The organism is Algoriphagus pacificus, assembly GCF_017254845.1.
Taxonomy (GTDB): domain Bacteria; phylum Bacteroidota; class Bacteroidia; order Cytophagales; family Cyclobacteriaceae; genus Algoriphagus; species Algoriphagus pacificus.
In genome coordinates, this window is sequence record NZ_JAFKCU010000003.1 from 1 (window position 1) to 17212 (window position 17212).

Sequence of the window (17212 nt, forward strand, 5' to 3'; positions counted from 1 at the left end):
GTGGAATATGCGATTAACAACGGAGCGCATAATGCCGCCAAGATGCTGTCCGTGAGCAAAACCAGCTGATGAGACTTCTTCTTAAAAGAAGGTATACTCCCCGGGGAAGCCTGGGGAGGCTATACCTCGGTCAAAAGCAGTTGTGCTTTATCCGGGAAGCCCCAAAATCCTGCTATGATCAAGCTATTCATTGCCTGGAAGAGGGGACTTTCGAACTGGAGGCAGCACATTCAGAGGAAGAGGGCTGGTTTATCAGAGTAGGTGAGAGAGGGTTGATTAAAGCCAGAAAAGGAGAATCTAGGCCAGGTTTAAATGAACTATGTCCAGTAACTTCTTACCGAGCAGATGGCACTTCATTGTTTACAAAACTAGCCTTCTTGAAGCTTATGGATGAACTCACTCCTTTTTGGGAGCGGGGAGAAATCCTGGACTTGCAGATTGTTTCTACAGGAATCCCTTATCAATTGGAATCATGTCTGGAGCAGAGCTACTCCTAACCTTGGCTGGAGCAGTGACGATGTTATTGCTCTCGGTAATTGCCTATTTCCTCAAACTGCTGATTGAAGATACCCGGCAGTTAAAAGGTGAATTGGCAAAATTGAAAGAGCTCTTTTACAGGCTGGAGATCGAACAGGCCTTCCTGAAGAATATGATGAAGGCACGGTGAGCAGCTTGCCTGCAGTAGGTAGGTCGCAGTTGGCAGTGATCAGTGTCAGTAGGCAGTGAGTAGTCGCAGTTTATAGTTCTCAGTGATCAGGCGCTATGGTTTAGCTCCTAAAATCATTGATTGAAGAAAATGCCCTTGGAAGCAGCTGGTGGATGAATAACAAAGGACAGCGCTAAGAAAACAAGCTAGCTCCGGGCTTGTCTCGGAGATCAGCTTGTTTTTAGCTGGACTTTGAATTCATCCATGAATTGTCCGAAGGCAATTCAAAGCTGATTTCGGGCAAAGGCTCCTCGATAGTTATCGGGATGCCAACTTTTGCCTGTCCACCGTAGGAGGAGCCTTCAAAAGTTGGGAGAATACATCCGATAACTAATAACTCTCAACTGACAACCAACATCATAAATCATAAATCTAAAATCATACATCAAAAAATGAACATAATAACAGAAATAAAACAAAGGGCAACAGCCCCAACACCTCCGTTTTTCCAAAAAGTAAAGAAAATCGGATTGATCATCGCAGCAGTAGGAACAGCTGTTATCACTGCACCGGGCAGTATTCCGGCAGTCCTGCTGAGCTATGCAGGCTATGCAATCACTGCTGGTACAGTGCTGGTCAGCATCGCCCAACTCACAGTAGATGAGGAAAGGCTGGAGGATGATTTACTTCAATCGGTAAAATAAATTAAAAAAACCTCAAACCGGGGAGGCATTGCTTCTCCGGTTTTTTAAAGAAAATATTAGAAAGGGCACAGGCGTTGTCTTAACTCGCACATTCATTTTTTTTGAAAGGAATGTAGAAAATAACCCTTTCAACTTTTTCACTTCAGTTTACAGAATTTCTCTTTGTATCCTGCCACTGAAAACTGACTTCCGTCCTTTCAGCTTTCATACTTCTATCTTTAAATCATCATTCTTCATTCTCCATTCCACATTCTTATTTTCAGCTTTTAGACTTTAGCCTTCTGAATTTCCAATCCACTGCGACTGATCACTGCGACTGCCCACTAAATTTTTATCCTTCTGAATTTTTCGAAAACGATCCGAATTCCCAAATCATAAATCTGATATCATAAATCTTAAATCAAAAATGATCTGGCTTGGTTTCAGGATGCTTTTCCCAGTATTGAACAATCGAAGGCATATACTCATCACTTTCAATGGTCCCTTGCAGATCTCCTTTCTGGCCTTGATTTAGATATACTTTATTGTCTTCAACTTTCTCAACCGTCAAAGCCTCTTTTTCTATTAAACTTTTAACCTTTTCCCAATCCTTTGGATCAGTTATAAAAGTTTCAAAACGAATATAGAATTCCTCACCAATCGGCGGGATAGGGTAGTCACTTGGGATTTCAGCGCGAACAGGAGGCTCAGTAGGTATGATTATTTTTAGGCTCATGATTTTCGTGTTTTATTAAAGCTAACCATGATATACGGGAATGCCAATTTTTTAATTTGGATCTTCGAAATCCCTCCTATAAATTTAATCCAACTCTAGAGTTTCCCTTAGAAAGCTTTTTAAACCTCAAATGACAGATTTTTCCAATCCAGCAAAGCAAAGTAAACTGGATAAATTCCTTCAGTTAACTGCCCGCTTATTAGTGTTAATAGTCTGGGGTTCAGCCATCTTATTTGGTGGTTATATTTTGACTTTTTACTTTGTGGCATTGATCCAAGGGAATACCAACCAATGGAATGAAGTGCTCCCGGATATTTATGATGAGCAGGCCTCATCGGCTACAATGGGGATTGGACTTCACTTCGCAGCAGGTGGAATCATTCTTATTCTGGGCTGTATTCAATTAATCAAATCTGTTCGCATAAAATTCCCATCAATCCATCGCCTGATTGGCCGAGTCTATGTGCTCGCCTCCATCGCAGCCGCTATTGGAGGCTTGGTGTTTATTTTCACCAAAGGAACCATCGGCGGTCTGATTATGGATATTGGTTTTACAGGCTATGGGGTTTTGACCTTTATTGCAGCCATCGCAACTATCTATTTTGCGAGAGCTAAAAATTTTGAGCTACATCGGGCCTGGGCTATCCGCCTTTTTGCCTTGGCCATAGGATCCTGGCTTTATAGAATGGATTACGGCTTTTGGTTTATGGTGACAGATCGGCTGGGCCACAACTCAGATTTCACCGGCCTCTTCGATTATTTTATGGACTTCTTTTTTTACCTGCCCAACTTGCTGGTTGCAGAAATCTTTATCGGCAAATACGAGGTGTTAAAATCCAAAGCTGCAAAAATCCTTGCTATTGTATTCCTCAGTGGAGCAAACCTGTTTTTAATTGTTGCCACTTATTTCTTCACCGAGAAATACTGGGGTCCAGCAATTCTTGATGTGATTTTGAGTAGATAGGTGATTTTTGACCTGTATATAAAAATCTTTTCCCTTCATTTCCTTTTCATAACAGCCCTATTTTCAACTCATTAACAAAAATTAATAAAGAGAAAGTTTTGATATATTTATTTTTAGTCTATGTTTGTAGACATAAGTCTAAACTTATAGAGAATGAACCTTTCAAAAGCTGAAGAGCAACTTATGAATCTGATTTGGGAAAAGGATAGGGTATTTATGAAGGATATCCTAGAGGCCTATCCGGATCCCAAGCCTGCACATACCACAATTGCTACTTTGCTCAAAAGACTTCAGGAAAAGGAAGCTATCAATTTTGAGTTATTTGGAAACTCACGAGCCTATTTTCCATTGGTGAGCAAAAACGATTATTTCGCCAAAAAGGTGAATAGCATGATTAAAAACTTCTTCAATGATTCCCCAACTCAATTTGCCTCATTTTTTACCAAAGAGGCTGATTTGGACATGAAGGAACTTGAGGAAATCAAAAGAATAATCGAAGAACAACTTAAATCCCAAAAGCCATGATCGAATTTGTCTTAAAGGCATCCTTTGCCTTGCTGGTATTTTATACTTTTTATCAGGCCTTTTTGGCCAAAGAAAGCATGTTTCGTTTCAATAGAATTTTTCTTATTTCAGCGCTATGCTTTTCACTGATCGTTCCTTTTTTTCCAATGCCTTTGGACATCCAGATCAAAGAAAAATTACTTTCTGAAGTATCATTATCAGAAATCGGATTCCAATCGGATTTAAAGATTAATGAAAATTCAATCCAAATGCCAGTTGAGGCTTCCACAGCAGCTGATGAAACAATTTCTACTGAATCATCTTACTCAGTCAATTGGAAAATGCTAGGTTTTGGGGTCTATATGCTAGGCTTATGTTTTTTCCTTACTCGATTTATTTTTCAATTGAATAAACTTTTTCGATCCATTCGAGACAATGAGAGCCTTAAATCGGAAGAATGCACCTATGTTTTGCTTCCAAAAAACACGCTCCCTTTTACCTTTTTACATTTTCTGTTTGTAGACAAATCAGCTTTCCAAAGTCAAGCTATAGAACAAGAGATTATCTATCACGAATTGACCCATATCCGTCAAAAACATACCTGGGATATACTATTTATCGAACTCCTAAAAATTGTATTTTGGTTTAATCCATTGCTGTTGTTTTACAAAAAGGCGATTCAGTTAAATCATGAATATTTAGCCGATGAAGCCGTGGTCTCTAAATTCAACAACAAAGTTGCTTACCAATGGCTTTTGTTCCATAAGATCCCAGGCAATGAAGCAGCCTTTTCAATGAGTAGCCCTTTCAATTACTCTGTTACCAGAAGAAGGGTGATCATGATGGGGCAAATAAGCTCAATCTTCAAGGCTAGACTTTATAAAACTTTCAGCCTCATCTTGGCAGGTTTAGTATTGATTGTTTTGTCCTCAAACAAACCCAGTTCCTCAGTCCAGTTTAATTCAACACCAGAGAGTGAATTCGAGCAAATCCTTGCAGAAGCTTACAAGGACGGAAACCCATATGAATTGGATATTTCTAAACTTGACCTTCCTGCTCTTAAAGTGGCTTACCTCCAGATGGATGAGCAGGAAATAAATAAGAGTACCGAATTTCCATTTTTTGAAGATTTGACCTACGAAAAATTGGAGGCTTTGCAGCAAGCCTATCCGGAGGTGAAAACTACCATACTTTATAACAGACCTCCTGTCAAAAATCAAATCCCTCAGGATGTTTACGAACTATGGAAAAACTATAAGAACATATCTTTGACTATCGATGATGTAGAAAAAGATATTGCTGATTTAGAGAGTTATCAACCTGAGGATTTTTCATTGTTTAAGGTTGTAGAGATTTCTAAAAAAGAACTCTTTAAAAAAGGAGAATATGAAGTCTCATTAATAACCAATGAATTTTATAAAGAGAAATATCTCAATGGGAGGAAAAGTATTCAACTTATTCAAGCGGAATATCCTGATGAATACCGAGTACTTGTCTCATTTATGGTGAGACATGGAAAAAAGGAAAATGGGCAGACAGTTGAGGATCTTCTTGAAAACTATTATGCTTCTATTTTTCATCAATTAAAGGTAATTAACCCATCTCAAAAGCCGTCAGATAATGAGGTTGTTGGTGATGGAAATGGTTTTGGAATTGCAATAATGAAGGAAAGAAAACCGACGTTTTACTTAAGATTACCATTCATTTGAAAAGTGGAAGTTAGTTTCAATTGGTGTGTTCCTAGAGCTGTTTGATTTTTATAATGTCGAACTTCCTATCGTAGGATTTTCAAACCGACTTCTAAAATCATAAATCTTATTTCTCAAATCTTAAATCATCTGGTTTTCATCTTGCTGGCAAATCCTTTTTGCCTCCAATTGATATTCCCGAGCCAGCGCTGGAACAAATGATAATCTTTCAATCCCCGGGTTACGTCGTACCTCCTTACCCGGGGCTATTACATTTGACCCCTTTGGGGTCATTGCACCAAACGTCATTAGGACTAAATGCCCTTAGAAGCATCTGTTTTATACACTAATTGATATTATTAACAAGAAATTTGGATTGAACCATTCGCCATTGGGGATGTGAGGTTTTTGGTACTTTTGCTTTTCAAAAGTACCAAAAGAATACTCTCGGTTTCATCTTGCTGGCAAATCGCTCATATCTCCGAATGTCTTGAATGCGCCAGCGCTGATAAAAATGATGATTCTTCAAACCCAGGGCCGATAGTCATCGTGGCGAAAGCCTGGGCTAATACATTTGACCCCTTTGGGGTCATTTCTCCAAACGTTATTAGGACTAAATGCCCTTGGAAGCAGCTGTTTTATTGGTGATAAAGGGAGGCGTTAAAAAACAAGCTAGCTCCGAGCTTGTCTCGGAGATCCGTTTGTTTTTAGCCGGACTTTGAGCCAATAAATGAATTGTCCGAAGGCAATTCAAAGCTGATTTCGGGCAAAGACTTTTGGATACTTTTGGTCTTCAAAAGTATCAAGAATAGCTTCCATCCCTGACTTTTGGTTGTTTCTCACAGACTATATTTCCTTATTCGCGAAAATAAATTTTAGAATTTTCCATAAGGGTTTCAGTTTCTTTTTGCTGGCAAACCTAAGGTAGTTATCGGGATGCCAACTTTTGGCCTTCAAAAGTTGGATAAAATAGATTTAGAGAAATAATCCCCCTTACCCCCTTTAATAGTAATTTAAATCCAAGCACCATTGGGTATTCAAGGGGGAGTTGAAAAGAATTTCCAACAAGCCGAAGGATAGTAACTTTATCGGAATTGAACCTAGATTACCGACAGATTATTATCTTTATTTGACTGGCCAGGCTGCTAAATGGATTAAAGGAGATCCTTCCTTCACCTCAGTACAACCTGAACGGTAAAGTCTTATCAATTTTCCAAAGGCATTTACCTTTATCAAAGAACTATGAGTTTTCAAATCAAGTCAAGTACAGATTCCTATGACGTAATTATCGTAGGTTCTGGAGCAGGAGGTGGAATGGCCTCCAAAGTATTATCGGAAGCAGGGTTATCCGTAGCAGTGGTTGAGGCAGGAGGAGATTTTGATCCAGCTAAAGAAGAAGACAGGACCCAACTCCGACCGCCATGGGAATCCCCAAGGAGAGGAGCAGGAACTAGAATCCGACCATTCGGAGATTTTGATGCGGCCATTGGAGGCTGGGATATTGAAGGAGAACCTTACACCAGAAAAAATGGGACTGAGTTCGATTGGTTCCGCTCAAGAATGGTTGGCGGAAGAACCAATCACTGGGGTAGAATTTCACTCCGCTTCGGACCAAACGATTTTAAACGGGCAAGTATCGACGGCCTTGGAGATGACTGGCCGATCGGATATGATGACATCAAACCATATTACGATAAAGTAGATAAACTGATCGGGGTTTTTGGATCTAAAGAAGGGATCTATAACGAACCTGATGGATTCTTTCTTCCCCCACCCAAACCGAGACTCCATGAGCTATTCATAAAAAAAGGAGCAGATCAATCCAATGTGCCTATGATCCCGGGCAGGCTATCCATGCTTACCCGTCCGATCAACAACGAAAGAGGAGTCTGTTTCTTTTGCAGGCAATGTAACAGAGCATGTCAGGTTTATGCAGATTTTTCAGCGGGAACATGTCTGGTTCATCCAGCGATGAAAAAGGGCAAAGTGGATCTTTATACTCACTCCATGGTGAGAAAAGTGACAACCAATGAGGAAGGCAAAGCAACTGGGGTTTCTTTCGTAAGCAAGGTGGATATGAAAGAGTACAAGTTGAAATCTAGGGTAGTAGTGCTAGGTGCCTCGGCCTGTGAATCGGCTCGTATCATGATGAATTCCAAATCCACTTCCCATCCAAACGGTATTGGAGGGGATAATGGAATATTAGGAAGGTATCTTCATGATTCCACTGGAGCAAGCCGCTCAGGAATTGTCCCGGCATTGTTCGGTAGAGATCGATACAATGAGGATGGAGTAGGAGGAATGCACATGTACACCCCATGGTGGCTTGATAATAAAAAATTGGATTTTGCTAGAGGCTACCATATCGAATACAGTGGAGGCATGTCCCAACCCGGATATGGAGAGGGATCTGGCATGGATGCGATGCGCAAATACCTGAAGGATGAATTTGGAAATCCTAAAGAAGGGGGAGGTTACGGAGAAGGCTTGAAGAAGGATGTCAGGGAATTGTATGGAGCCAGAATCGGCTTGGCAGGAAGGGGTGAGAGTGTTCCTAGATATGATAACTACTGCGAAATTGATCCAAATACGGTGGATAAATATGGCATACCTGTTTTAAGGTTCCATTATAACTGGACGGATCAGGAAATCAAGCAAGCCAAGCATATGCAGGATACTTTTGAGGAAATCCTTACGAATGCTGGAGCCATTCCTTTAGGCAAAAAGCAAGGGCCAGAAACAAATTACGGTTTGGCAGCACCCGGCAGAATTATCCATGAAGTTGGGACGGTGCGAATGGGCAATGATCCTAAAACCTCGGTGTTGAATTCCAATTGCCAAGCACATACTTGTAATAATTTATTTGTGGTAGATGCAGGATCCTTCGTTTCACAGGCGGATAAAAACCCAACTTGGACCATTCTTGCTTTGAGCTGGAGAACTTCAGATTACATCGTGGATCAGTTGAACAAGAAAAACATTTAAGCCATGAACAGAAGAGAAAACCTAAAACTGCTTTTTACCGGATCGGTCGGGACTGGATTGCTCTTAACAGGATGTGGTCCAGAAGAGCAGGCTTTGCCGGAAAATGCACTTTTGGCAGGAGGAACAAAAGGCTATAGAACAGAGGAAGAAAGGAAGAGAGATCAGGAGCTGCTATCTGAAACCTTTTTTACTGAAGAAGAAATCAAAAAACTCAATATTCTGGTAGACATTATTATACCAAAAGATTCTGAATCTCCTTCGGCTACTGAAGTTGGAGTGCCGGAATTTATGGAGTTTATCATGAAAGATATGCCAAATAACCAAACGCCAATGCGAGGTGGTTTGATGTGGTTGGATTATGAGGCAGATGAAAAGTTCGGTAAGCCTTTTTTGGAGCTTTCTAATGATCAGGTTATTGAAATTGTTGAGTTGGTTGCCTGGCCAGAAAGGGCAAGTCCTGAATATCAAGGAGCTGTCAAATGGTTTAATATGTTAAGGAATCTGACCTGCTCAGGATATTTCTCTACGGAGGCAGGCTGGAAATACATAGGCTACAAAGGAAACCAACCCAATGTCTGGGACGGGGTACCGCAAGAAGTTATGGACAAGCATGGATTTTCCTTGCCGGAAAAATATATACCGATCTATTTAAAACCTGAGCAGCGCGGGGTAGTTGCCACCTGGGATGATGAAGGGAACCTGATCGGTTAAAGGATATAAGTACAAACGTATTTTGGTCCATTGGATTTAAAACCAATAAGTTGATAGCTTATTGGTTTTTTTATTTCTACCAATTCGTTAAATCCAAGTCTAGTTATTTTTGGGCCTTTTAAAGATAGTAGAATATTTGTCAATTGGACCATTTGAAATTGGAAGCAGCTGCAGGGTCACAAAGCTTTAGCGAGTGTCTTCACTCGCGTAAATGGGACAGATACTAGTAAACAGGTGTTTTATATCATATCTCTTAAATCTTAATTCATATATCAATTGTTCCATCTTGCTGGCAATTCCTTTCAGTCTCCAATTAATATTCTCGAGCCAGCGCTGAACAAATGAAGATCCTCTAAACTATTAATATTTGACCCCTTGGGGTCAGTACTCCAAACGTCACTTGGATTAAATGCCCTTGGAAGCAGCTGTTTTATTGGTTATAAAGGGAGGCGATAAAAAACAAACTAGCTCCGGGCTTGTCACGGAGATCCGTTTGTTTTTAGCCGGACTTTGAGCCAATAAATGAATTGTCCGAAGGCAATTCAAAGCTGATTTCGGGCAGGGCAGGCCGTAAGAAAATCTTTCAGTGAAAGATTTTAGGGCTGAGCCGGGAAGGGGATAGGCTTTTGCCTGCCTGCCGCTAGGCAGGGGTACTTTTGGCTTTCAAAAGTGCCAAGAAATACATCTGTATCGCAGGCAAATCCATTTCCTCTCCAATTTATTTTCTCGGGCCAGCGCTAATAAAGTACCCATTCTTCATACCTAGGGCCCGATAGCTACCGTGGCGAATCCCTGGGCCTGCCCGCCATGACGGGGCTATTGATATTTGACCACTTTGGGGTCTGAGAAAAAATCGCCAGATGGAACATTCATCATTATTAATTTACCATTTCTCATTCTTATTTGTCTTCACTCATGTAATTTTATAGAATTCGGTATTAATCAATTTAAATTTCAAAATCCCCCTACCCCCTTTCGATGAGATTTTCTACCCTTAGACTTTTTTTCTAAAAAGGGGGAGTTGTTCCTTCTCCAATTCTTAATTCAACATTTCTAATTCAACATTCTTAATTCCTAAACCAACAACCCTTTCGTCTCCATTTTCATAATTCTTATATCATAATTCATAAATCATTTGCGCAGTCAAATAACTGCACATATATTTGCAGTCAAATAGCTGCATAATTGGAAACAAGAAGAGACGTATTTCAAGCCATTGCTGATCCCACGCGGAGGTCAATACTTATTTTGATCTCTGCAGGTACTTTGGGAGCGGGAGCAATTGCTGAAAATTTTGACAGTAGCAGGCAAACGATTTCAAAGCATATACAGATTTTGAACGAGTGCGGACTTTTGGTCAAAGAACAAAAGGGAAGAGAAATTTACTATCATATTAATTCCCAAAACATGAAAGAAATAGCGGATTTTATAGAGCCTTTCCGCGAGTTGTGGGAAGCTAAATTTCAGAAAATGGACAAAATCATTGATAACTTAAAAAACACAAAATGAGCACTGAAATCACAGCCGAAAATGGCAAACAGGATATTTGGATCCAGCGTCATTTTGAGGCCTCTAAAAGTCTTGTTTTTCGTATTCTTACAGAACCTGATTTAATTGTTCAATGGCAGGGTCATTCTTTTGCTATCAAATCTTATGACTGTAAAAATGGGGGATTTTATGAAAGTTCACATATTGGAAGCGATGGTAATACTTATGGTTTTAAAGGTGTTTTCCATGAAATAATACCTGATGAACGCATTATCAAAACTTCTGAATTTTTGGGATTGCCTTTCAAAGTCATTCCTACACTTGAAATTCATTCCTTAGAGGAAATCAATACCGATCAAACCAAATTAACAATCCAGATTATTTGCAACTCAGAGGAAGTAAGAGATGCTATGGTACAACATGGCATGCAACAACAATTTGACTCGATTTTTTCAAAGCTTGATTCACTTATCAAATCCTTTAAATGAAAAAAACAATCGCCATCATTTTGATTTTAGTAACTCATGTTTCAAAAGCTCAAGAAGAATCCTCAACTCCTGAAAACACAAGTATGACTTCCCAATTGATCAACAATCTTCTAATGCAAAGCCAGATGTCAAATGGCTTTGCTTTAAGCCAAGTATCGAATGATAACCTTACCATGCGTCTCAATGAAAAAGCTGCTTCTGTTGGTTTTATCTACCGACATATAGCGGAGACTATGCATTTATTTGGTACTTTTTTAGGAGAGCAAACACCAATTCAAAATACTACAATGGGTCAGATGGATGAGGGACAAGGCAGTAATTTTGAAGAAAGCCAACAATTACTTACCTCGGGCTATATCTTATTGCAAGATATTATAGATAAAAATTCAGATTCATGGTGGTTAGAAGAAATTGAAACTCCCTTCTTTGGTAAGGTCAATCGTCTGCGATTATTTTCACATATCCTGTATCACAATGCCTATCATTCCGGCCAAATAGCTCTGACAATTTCCAAGGGAGATAAGCTTTAATCGAAATAACTGATTTTTTAATTAATTGTTAAATTCAATAATCCTTAGAGGTTTATGGTCCGTAAACAAAGGGAACATATCATTCTAAAATACTTTTAATACAATATATGAGATTAGCCATTCTTTCATTTCTTTTCGTCAGCTTTTCGATTTCTGTATTAGGCCAGGAAATAGAATATACCTTTTCAACTCCTGGAGACTCAACAAAAAACTATTATGTGACCATTCACCCAAAGGATGAGGTAAAGGGAGCATTAATATTACTACCTGGATTTGGGGAACTGCCTAAGCAAACACTTTTGGATTCTGAAATCTATAAGCATGCCAGCGAAGCAGGCTATATGACTATTATTCCAGCACTTGGGGATTGGTCGTTTTTCTATATTGATGAGCCATCCCACCAGAAACTTGATCAGTTTATTGATGAGGTTTTCAAAAAATATAATCTCAAAGAAAGTTCATTTTTCATAGGAGGGTTTTCACTAGGAGGAACAATGGCCATCCAGTATGCCCAAAGCGCAAATTCAGAGAATTCAATTCAAAAGAAGCCGCAAGCAGTTTTTGCCATTGATCCGCCTTTAGATATAGAGAGGCTTTATAACTGTATGGTTACTACAAACCGTCCTGCGAAAAACCCTGTGTCAATTCAGGAAGATGAATATGTGACCGATCGAATCCAACAGGAATTCGGGACAAATCCTCAGGCCAATCCAGAATTTTTCTGGAAAGTATCGCCCTATGCCGAATCTGATCCTGAGCATAGATCCCTTAAATCATTGGTAAATGTTCCGATCAGAATTTACAATGAACCGGATATCAATTGGTATATAGAAAATAGAAACATTGATTTTAATTGCATCAATGCAATTGACAGTGCTGCAATGATTAACTGGTTGAAATTTTTAGGAAACTCCAATGCTGAACTAATCCTAACAAAGGATCAAGGCTATCGCATCAGCCGAAAAATGAGACATCCCCATTCATGGACTATTGCTGATGGAAATGAATTAGTATCATGGTTAATTAAGCAAAAAGCAGATTAGTTGGAGAAGAGTTTACGCTATAAAATTGATATGTTTCCTGCCTCTATTCTTTAATTTCAGGATGGTGGCTCTTATCCTATTTAAACTTCAAAATCCCCCTTGCCCCCTTTTGTTGATATTTTCTTCCCATTAATATTTTTTCTCAAAGGGGGAGTTGTTACTTCTCCAATTCTTAATTCAACATTTCTAATTCAACATTCTAAATTCAGCTTTCTGACTTTTGCCTTTTGACTTTCTTGCCAAACGCCAACTGCGACTGTTCACTGACCCACTGAATTTCAGCTTTCATACTTCAGAATTCTGACCTTCTCCAATTCCTCAACTCAAAAAAAATCAATAAATTCCGTTCATTTCAGAAGTGTTTTTGCCCTGGAAAATCGCTGTTAGACAACAGGTTAAATTTAAGTCAGATGATTTTAAGACCCGCAACTATAGAAGATCTGGAATTACTGAACTATTGGGATACAAAAACACATGTAATAGCTTCAGATCCTGATGAAGATTGGAATTGGGAGGTTGAGTTGCTTCAGAATCCGACCTGGAGAGAACAGCTCATTGCAGAATTGAGTGGTAGACCCATTGGCTTTATTCAGATTATTGATCCCTTTTTGGAGGAAAGTCATTATTGGGGGGCAGTGGAGAAGAATAAAAGGGCTATAGATATTTGGATAGGAGAGGAGAATGATCTTAATAAGGGGTATGGCACTGTGATGATGAAGCTAGCCATACAAAAATGCTTTCAAAATCAGGAAGTTGATGGAATCCTGATTGATCCTTTGAAATCAAATACAAAAGCCCATAGATTTTATGAAAGACTTGGCTTTGAATTCGTTTGTGAAAGACAGTTTGATGAATCAGATTGCTTTGTCTATGAGCTAAAAAGGAAAAGCAAACAAGAGACTTAATCCTTTAGATTTTTGGATAGTTTTTAAATAATAAAACAGCCTTAACTGCCTTGAAATCTCTTTGATCTATAATTCATTTTTATAAACGTTCATCTATGATAACCATGATAAAGTCGCTGTTTTTGATCTTAGCAGTTGCTTTGGTTTATCTGAACGGATTTAAAGGATCTGCTCAAGAAAAAACCATTTTAGCTATTCTTGCTCACCCAGATGATGAATTCGCAATTGCAGAGGTTTTGATAAAGTATGAAAGGCTTGGGCACAAGGTTTATTTAATCATTGCCACGGATGGGAAATATGGCACCCGGGCAACTTCTATTCCCGAGGGAGATTCACTCGGAACAATCCGTAAGGAGGAGAGTATCTGTGCATGTAAAATAATGGGAATTGAACCTCCAATTTTTCTCGGTATTGATAGATTAGATACCAAAACCAGCGTTCGCAGTTATTTCAATTCCCATAAACAACTCCGAGACTTACTTTCCGAAAAGATTTCAGCTATTAACCCTGATTTCATCATCACTTTTGGACCAGATGGGGATACTCACCATGCCGAACATATAGTGGTGGGAGGTGCAGTCACCGAAATTATATTACAGAATAGTTGGGTGGAGAAATACCCGCTCTATTATATTGCCTACGAGCAGACCTCTTCAGGGATTGAGGGAGTTGGATACATGGATCCAAAGTATATCAATGTGGAAATCTCTTACAGTCAAGACGAGGAATTACTTGGACTGGAGGCCTATAAATGCTACGCCACCCAATACACATTGGCTGAATTGGAGGATGACCGGGTAAGTAAAATCGAGGATACTTCTAATAAGAGCTTTTTTAGAAAATTCGCTGTAATAGAAGGAAGAAAGATGGATTTTGATTAATTGAATTTCTTGGAAACATAAGCTATTGTTTGGGTTTGGAAAGTTTCGCTTATAATTTTAAATCAAAGTAAACCGAAAACAGATGCTGATTCTAGTTTTTTAGGTCTTCAAAAAATAACCAGAGACCATGCGAAAAGAAGCTAACCTACGGACCTGCAAAGAAGGACATACCTTTTACAAATCCTCAGATTGCCCCACATGCCCAATATGTGAAAATCAAAAAGTCCCAAACGCGGAATTTCTCTCTGAACTTTCAGCTCCAGCAAGAAGGGCTTTGGAAAGGGAAAATATTTTATCTCTCATTCAGCTGAGCGGGTATTCTGAAAAGGAACTACTCGACCTTCACGGACTGGGTCCATCAAGCATTCCAAAATTGAGAAAAGCACTTGAATCTGCAGGGCTGATGTTAAAGAAATAGACTCTTGGAAAATAGTGTCTCTATCCCAATCCTCCCGACCCGTTTTATTTATGATATAAACCCAATCAATATTTTTATCTACAAAAGGGAGTTGATCATTTTTCAATTCTTCGAAGATTGTCTGTGCCTGCCCGCCATGGTGGGGCTAATACTATTTGACCCCTTTGGGGTCAGTCCAAAAGGCATCAATTGGACTGTGCGGTGGGCTGTCGCAGCAGCGGGGCTGGCTGTTGGCCTTGTGCGGTAGAAGCTTTGCTGCGACAAAGGCTTTTGGATACTTTTGGCCTTCAAAAGTATCAGGAATAGTTTGCTGTCTTAGGTTGGGCATTTGGTTCGTTAATAACCTTCAGTATTCCAAATCATAAACCCTATATCACAAATCTTCTCGTTTCATCTTGCTGGCAAATTCTTTTTTGTCTCCAATTCTTATTCTGGAGCCAGCGCTGATTAAATAACATACTTTCATACCCAGGGTTGAAACCCTGGGCTAATACATTTGACCCCTTCAGGGTCAGTCCCACAAGCGCCAATTGGACCATTCGCCATTGGGGATATGCGATTTTTTCATGCATAGCATTTAGCTTTAGCAAATGTCTTCACTCGCGTAATTTTATAGAATTCGGTTTTAACCTATTTAAACTTCAAAATCCCCCTTGCCCCCTTTCGTTAAGATTCTCCTCCCATAAACATTTTTTCTCAAAGGGGGAGTTGTACCTTCTCCAATTCCTCATTCAACATTTCTAATTCAACATTCTTAATTCTCACTTCAGCTTTTAGACTTTGTCCTTGCATCCTGCCAACTGCGACTGGTCACTGACCTACTGAGTTTCAGCTTTCATACTTGAGAATTCTGACTTTCTCCAATTCCTAATTCAACATTCTTATTTCCTAAACCACCAACACTACTCCATATTAAACCACCATTAAGGAATCGTGATTTTTTCTTTGAACTCATAACCTAAAGCCTCTCAAAATACTCAAAATGAAAATGTTGGGATAATTTTCCAGTGATACTAGATGGGTATGTTTATGAAACATTTAACTCTTTAATTTCTATGAAAAAAATTCTTCCAATTTCAATTTTAACTGCATGTGTGCTTACATCATGCTTGGATAATCGGGGTGGAAAACCGGTCGCAATGAAAATAACGGAATTAAAAACCCATTCCGTTACCCCTGATTTTTTAATTGCTAAATCAGGTTTCGAAAATGTGGAAAGGTATTCACTCTTCGGTAGTGCTGATAAATTCGAACAAACTCCAGATTTTGTCTTCGGTGGGTCTGCCGATGGTTCTGGCCTTATCCGTGAAGGAAACAAATTCCAATTTTTTGTCAATAATGAAGACAACTATGCGGTTTCGAAAATCACCTTGGATGAAACCTTCAAACCAATTGCAGGAACCTACATTCTGAATTCAGACGGTGCAGGTACAAGAATGTGTTCTGCTTCTATGGCTACGCCTGAGGAACATGGTTTCGGCCCGGTTTTTCTTACAGCTGGAGAAAGCGGTCCTGAATCCCAAATCCAAGGGATCTTTGCCAATGCAGATGAAATGGACGCCGCTGTTCCTAGACCTTTGGCTGCTTTGGGAAGATGGAATGCTGAAAATGCTATGCCTCTAAACAAGTTCGCTTATCCTAAAAACACTGTAATCCTTATCGGTGATGATGATTCGGGAACTTATGGAGGTCAAGTGGCCATGTACGTAGGACCAAAAGGTGATTTAAATAATGGGAAGGTTTATGTATTGAGAAGAACCGATCTAAATGCCACTGAGATGGATATGGAAGCTGGTACAAGCTATGAAGTTGAATTTGTGGAAATAGAAAATGCGAAAACCAATACAGGTGCTCAAAACAACATGCTATCTCAGCAACTCAATGCTTTAGCTTTCGGTCGTGTGGAGGATTTGGATTATAGAAAAGGTCCAAAAGGGGCAAATGGTAATCATAGAGAAGTATACTTTAATGTGACTGGACAAAATAACTCCGGTGCAAATTCAGGATATACAAGATCTAAATATGGAAGAGTTTACCGCTTAATGATGGATGAGAAAAATCCATTGAAAGGTACTTTGGAGGTGGTATTAGATGGAGATGACAGAAGCAGCGCCGCTGGAACTTTCCAAAACCCTGATAATATCACGGTTACAGAAAACTATGTCTATGTAAAAGAAGATCCAAACGGTTATGGTGATGAAACGCATGATGCATACATCTACCAATACAATATTGCTACAGGCGAACTTAAAATTGCTTTCGAATTGGATCATAGAAGAGATGAAGGAATTTACAGCACTCCATCCTCATCAAGATTGGGTAGCTGGGAATATGGAGCCATGATTGATGTTTCTGAGACTATCGGCGAACCAAATACCTTTATGCTTTGCATCCAGCCACATACTTGGAGTAGTGATGAATTCAAAGGTGTTGACGGCGGAACTGTCAGACCAAATGAAGACCAAGGAAGCCAAGTAGTGGTTTTGAAAGGTTTAGCTAGATAATTTAATCCATTAATATCCAGGCAGGGATCTATTTATAG

The 17212-nt window shown here is 39.4% G+C and carries 17 protein-coding genes; 16 read left to right on the plus strand and 1 reads right to left on the minus strand.

Going from position 1 to position 17212, the window contains the following annotated elements; all coding sequences use genetic code 11:
- The first annotated feature begins 68 nt into the window (after positions 1–68).
- The 3 genes from J0A69_RS12545 (at position 69) to J0A69_RS12555 (ending at position 1350) form a co-directional block, all read left to right on the plus strand.
- A complete protein-coding gene (locus J0A69_RS12545) occupies positions 69–497 on the plus strand; it encodes a hypothetical protein (RefSeq protein ID WP_206586951.1) in 429 nt (142 codons plus the stop codon).
- Complete coding sequence (locus J0A69_RS12550) at positions 473–667, plus strand: hypothetical protein (protein WP_206586952.1); 195 nt, start codon at positions 473–475, stop codon at positions 665–667. Before J0A69_RS12545 ends, J0A69_RS12550 begins: the two co-directional genes overlap by 25 nt.
- Positions 668–1098: 431 nt before the next feature.
- Positions 1099–1350 carry a hypothetical protein gene (locus J0A69_RS12555; protein ID WP_206586953.1) on the plus strand — a complete coding sequence of 84 codons (252 nt, stop codon included), beginning with the start codon at positions 1099–1101 and terminating at the stop codon, positions 1348–1350.
- 400 nt (positions 1351–1750) lie between these two features.
- Here J0A69_RS12555 and J0A69_RS12560 read toward each other — a convergent pair whose 3' ends face one another.
- Positions 1751–2065: a hypothetical protein gene (locus tag J0A69_RS12560; RefSeq protein WP_206586954.1), complete on the minus strand. Its 315-nt coding sequence runs from the start codon at positions 2063–2065 to the stop codon at positions 1751–1753.
- A 130-nt stretch (positions 2066–2195) separates the two neighbouring features.
- Here J0A69_RS12560 and J0A69_RS12565 point away from each other — a divergent pair, with 130 nt between their 5' ends.
- The 13 genes from J0A69_RS12565 (at position 2196) to J0A69_RS12625 (ending at position 17174) form a co-directional block, all read left to right on the plus strand.
- Positions 2196–3029 carry a DUF2306 domain-containing protein gene (locus J0A69_RS12565; protein WP_206586955.1) on the plus strand — a complete coding sequence of 278 codons (834 nt, stop codon included), beginning with the start codon at positions 2196–2198 and terminating at the stop codon, positions 3027–3029.
- A gap of 153 nt (positions 3030–3182) precedes the next feature.
- Positions 3183–3554: a BlaI/MecI/CopY family transcriptional regulator gene (locus J0A69_RS12570; protein WP_206586956.1), complete on the plus strand. Its 372-nt coding sequence runs from the start codon at positions 3183–3185 to the stop codon at positions 3552–3554.
- Positions 3551–5242 carry a M56 family metallopeptidase gene (locus J0A69_RS12575; RefSeq protein WP_206586957.1) on the plus strand — a complete coding sequence of 564 codons (1692 nt, stop codon included), beginning with the start codon at positions 3551–3553 and terminating at the stop codon, positions 5240–5242. Before J0A69_RS12570 ends, J0A69_RS12575 begins: the two co-directional genes overlap by 4 nt.
- A 1221-nt stretch (positions 5243–6463) precedes the next feature.
- Complete coding sequence (locus tag J0A69_RS12580) at positions 6464–8206, plus strand: GMC oxidoreductase (protein ID WP_206586958.1); 1743 nt, start codon at positions 6464–6466, stop codon at positions 8204–8206.
- A gap of 3 nt (positions 8207–8209) precedes the next feature.
- Complete coding sequence (locus J0A69_RS12585; RefSeq protein ID WP_206586959.1) at positions 8210–8917, plus strand: gluconate 2-dehydrogenase subunit 3 family protein; 708 nt, start codon at positions 8210–8212, stop codon at positions 8915–8917.
- Between the two features lie 1185 nt (positions 8918–10102).
- Positions 10103–10426 (plus strand): ArsR/SmtB family transcription factor, encoded by a 324-nt coding sequence (locus J0A69_RS12590; RefSeq protein WP_206586960.1) that lies wholly within the window; start codon positions 10103–10105, stop codon positions 10424–10426.
- The gene (locus tag J0A69_RS12595; protein WP_206586961.1) at positions 10423–10893 is read left to right on the plus strand and encodes an SRPBCC domain-containing protein; all 471 of its coding nucleotides are present in this window, start codon (positions 10423–10425) and stop codon (positions 10891–10893) included. The genes J0A69_RS12590 and J0A69_RS12595 overlap by 4 nt, the downstream gene beginning before the upstream one ends.
- On the plus strand, positions 10890–11423 hold the full coding sequence (locus tag J0A69_RS12600) for a DinB family protein (protein WP_236032863.1): 534 nt from the start codon (positions 10890–10892) through the stop codon (positions 11421–11423). The genes J0A69_RS12595 and J0A69_RS12600 overlap by 4 nt, the downstream gene beginning before the upstream one ends.
- Positions 11424–11530: 107 nt before the next feature.
- Positions 11531–12466: an alpha/beta fold hydrolase gene (locus J0A69_RS12605; protein ID WP_206586962.1), complete on the plus strand. Its 936-nt coding sequence runs from the start codon at positions 11531–11533 to the stop codon at positions 12464–12466.
- A 410-nt stretch (positions 12467–12876) separates the two neighbouring features.
- Complete coding sequence (locus tag J0A69_RS12610; protein ID WP_206586963.1) at positions 12877–13371, plus strand: GNAT family N-acetyltransferase; 495 nt, start codon at positions 12877–12879, stop codon at positions 13369–13371.
- A 104-nt stretch (positions 13372–13475) separates the two neighbouring features.
- Entirely contained in the window at positions 13476–14252 is a 777-nt protein-coding gene (locus tag J0A69_RS12615; RefSeq protein ID WP_206586964.1) for a PIG-L deacetylase family protein, read from the plus strand.
- A 127-nt stretch (positions 14253–14379) separates the two neighbouring features.
- Positions 14380–14670 carry a helix-hairpin-helix domain-containing protein gene (locus J0A69_RS12620; RefSeq protein WP_206586965.1) on the plus strand — a complete coding sequence of 97 codons (291 nt, stop codon included), beginning with the start codon at positions 14380–14382 and terminating at the stop codon, positions 14668–14670.
- 1139 nt (positions 14671–15809) lie between these two features.
- On the plus strand, positions 15810–17174 hold the full coding sequence (locus tag J0A69_RS12625) for a PhoX family protein (protein ID WP_236032867.1): 1365 nt from the start codon (positions 15810–15812) through the stop codon (positions 17172–17174).
- The last annotated feature ends 38 nt before the right edge of the window (positions 17175–17212 follow it).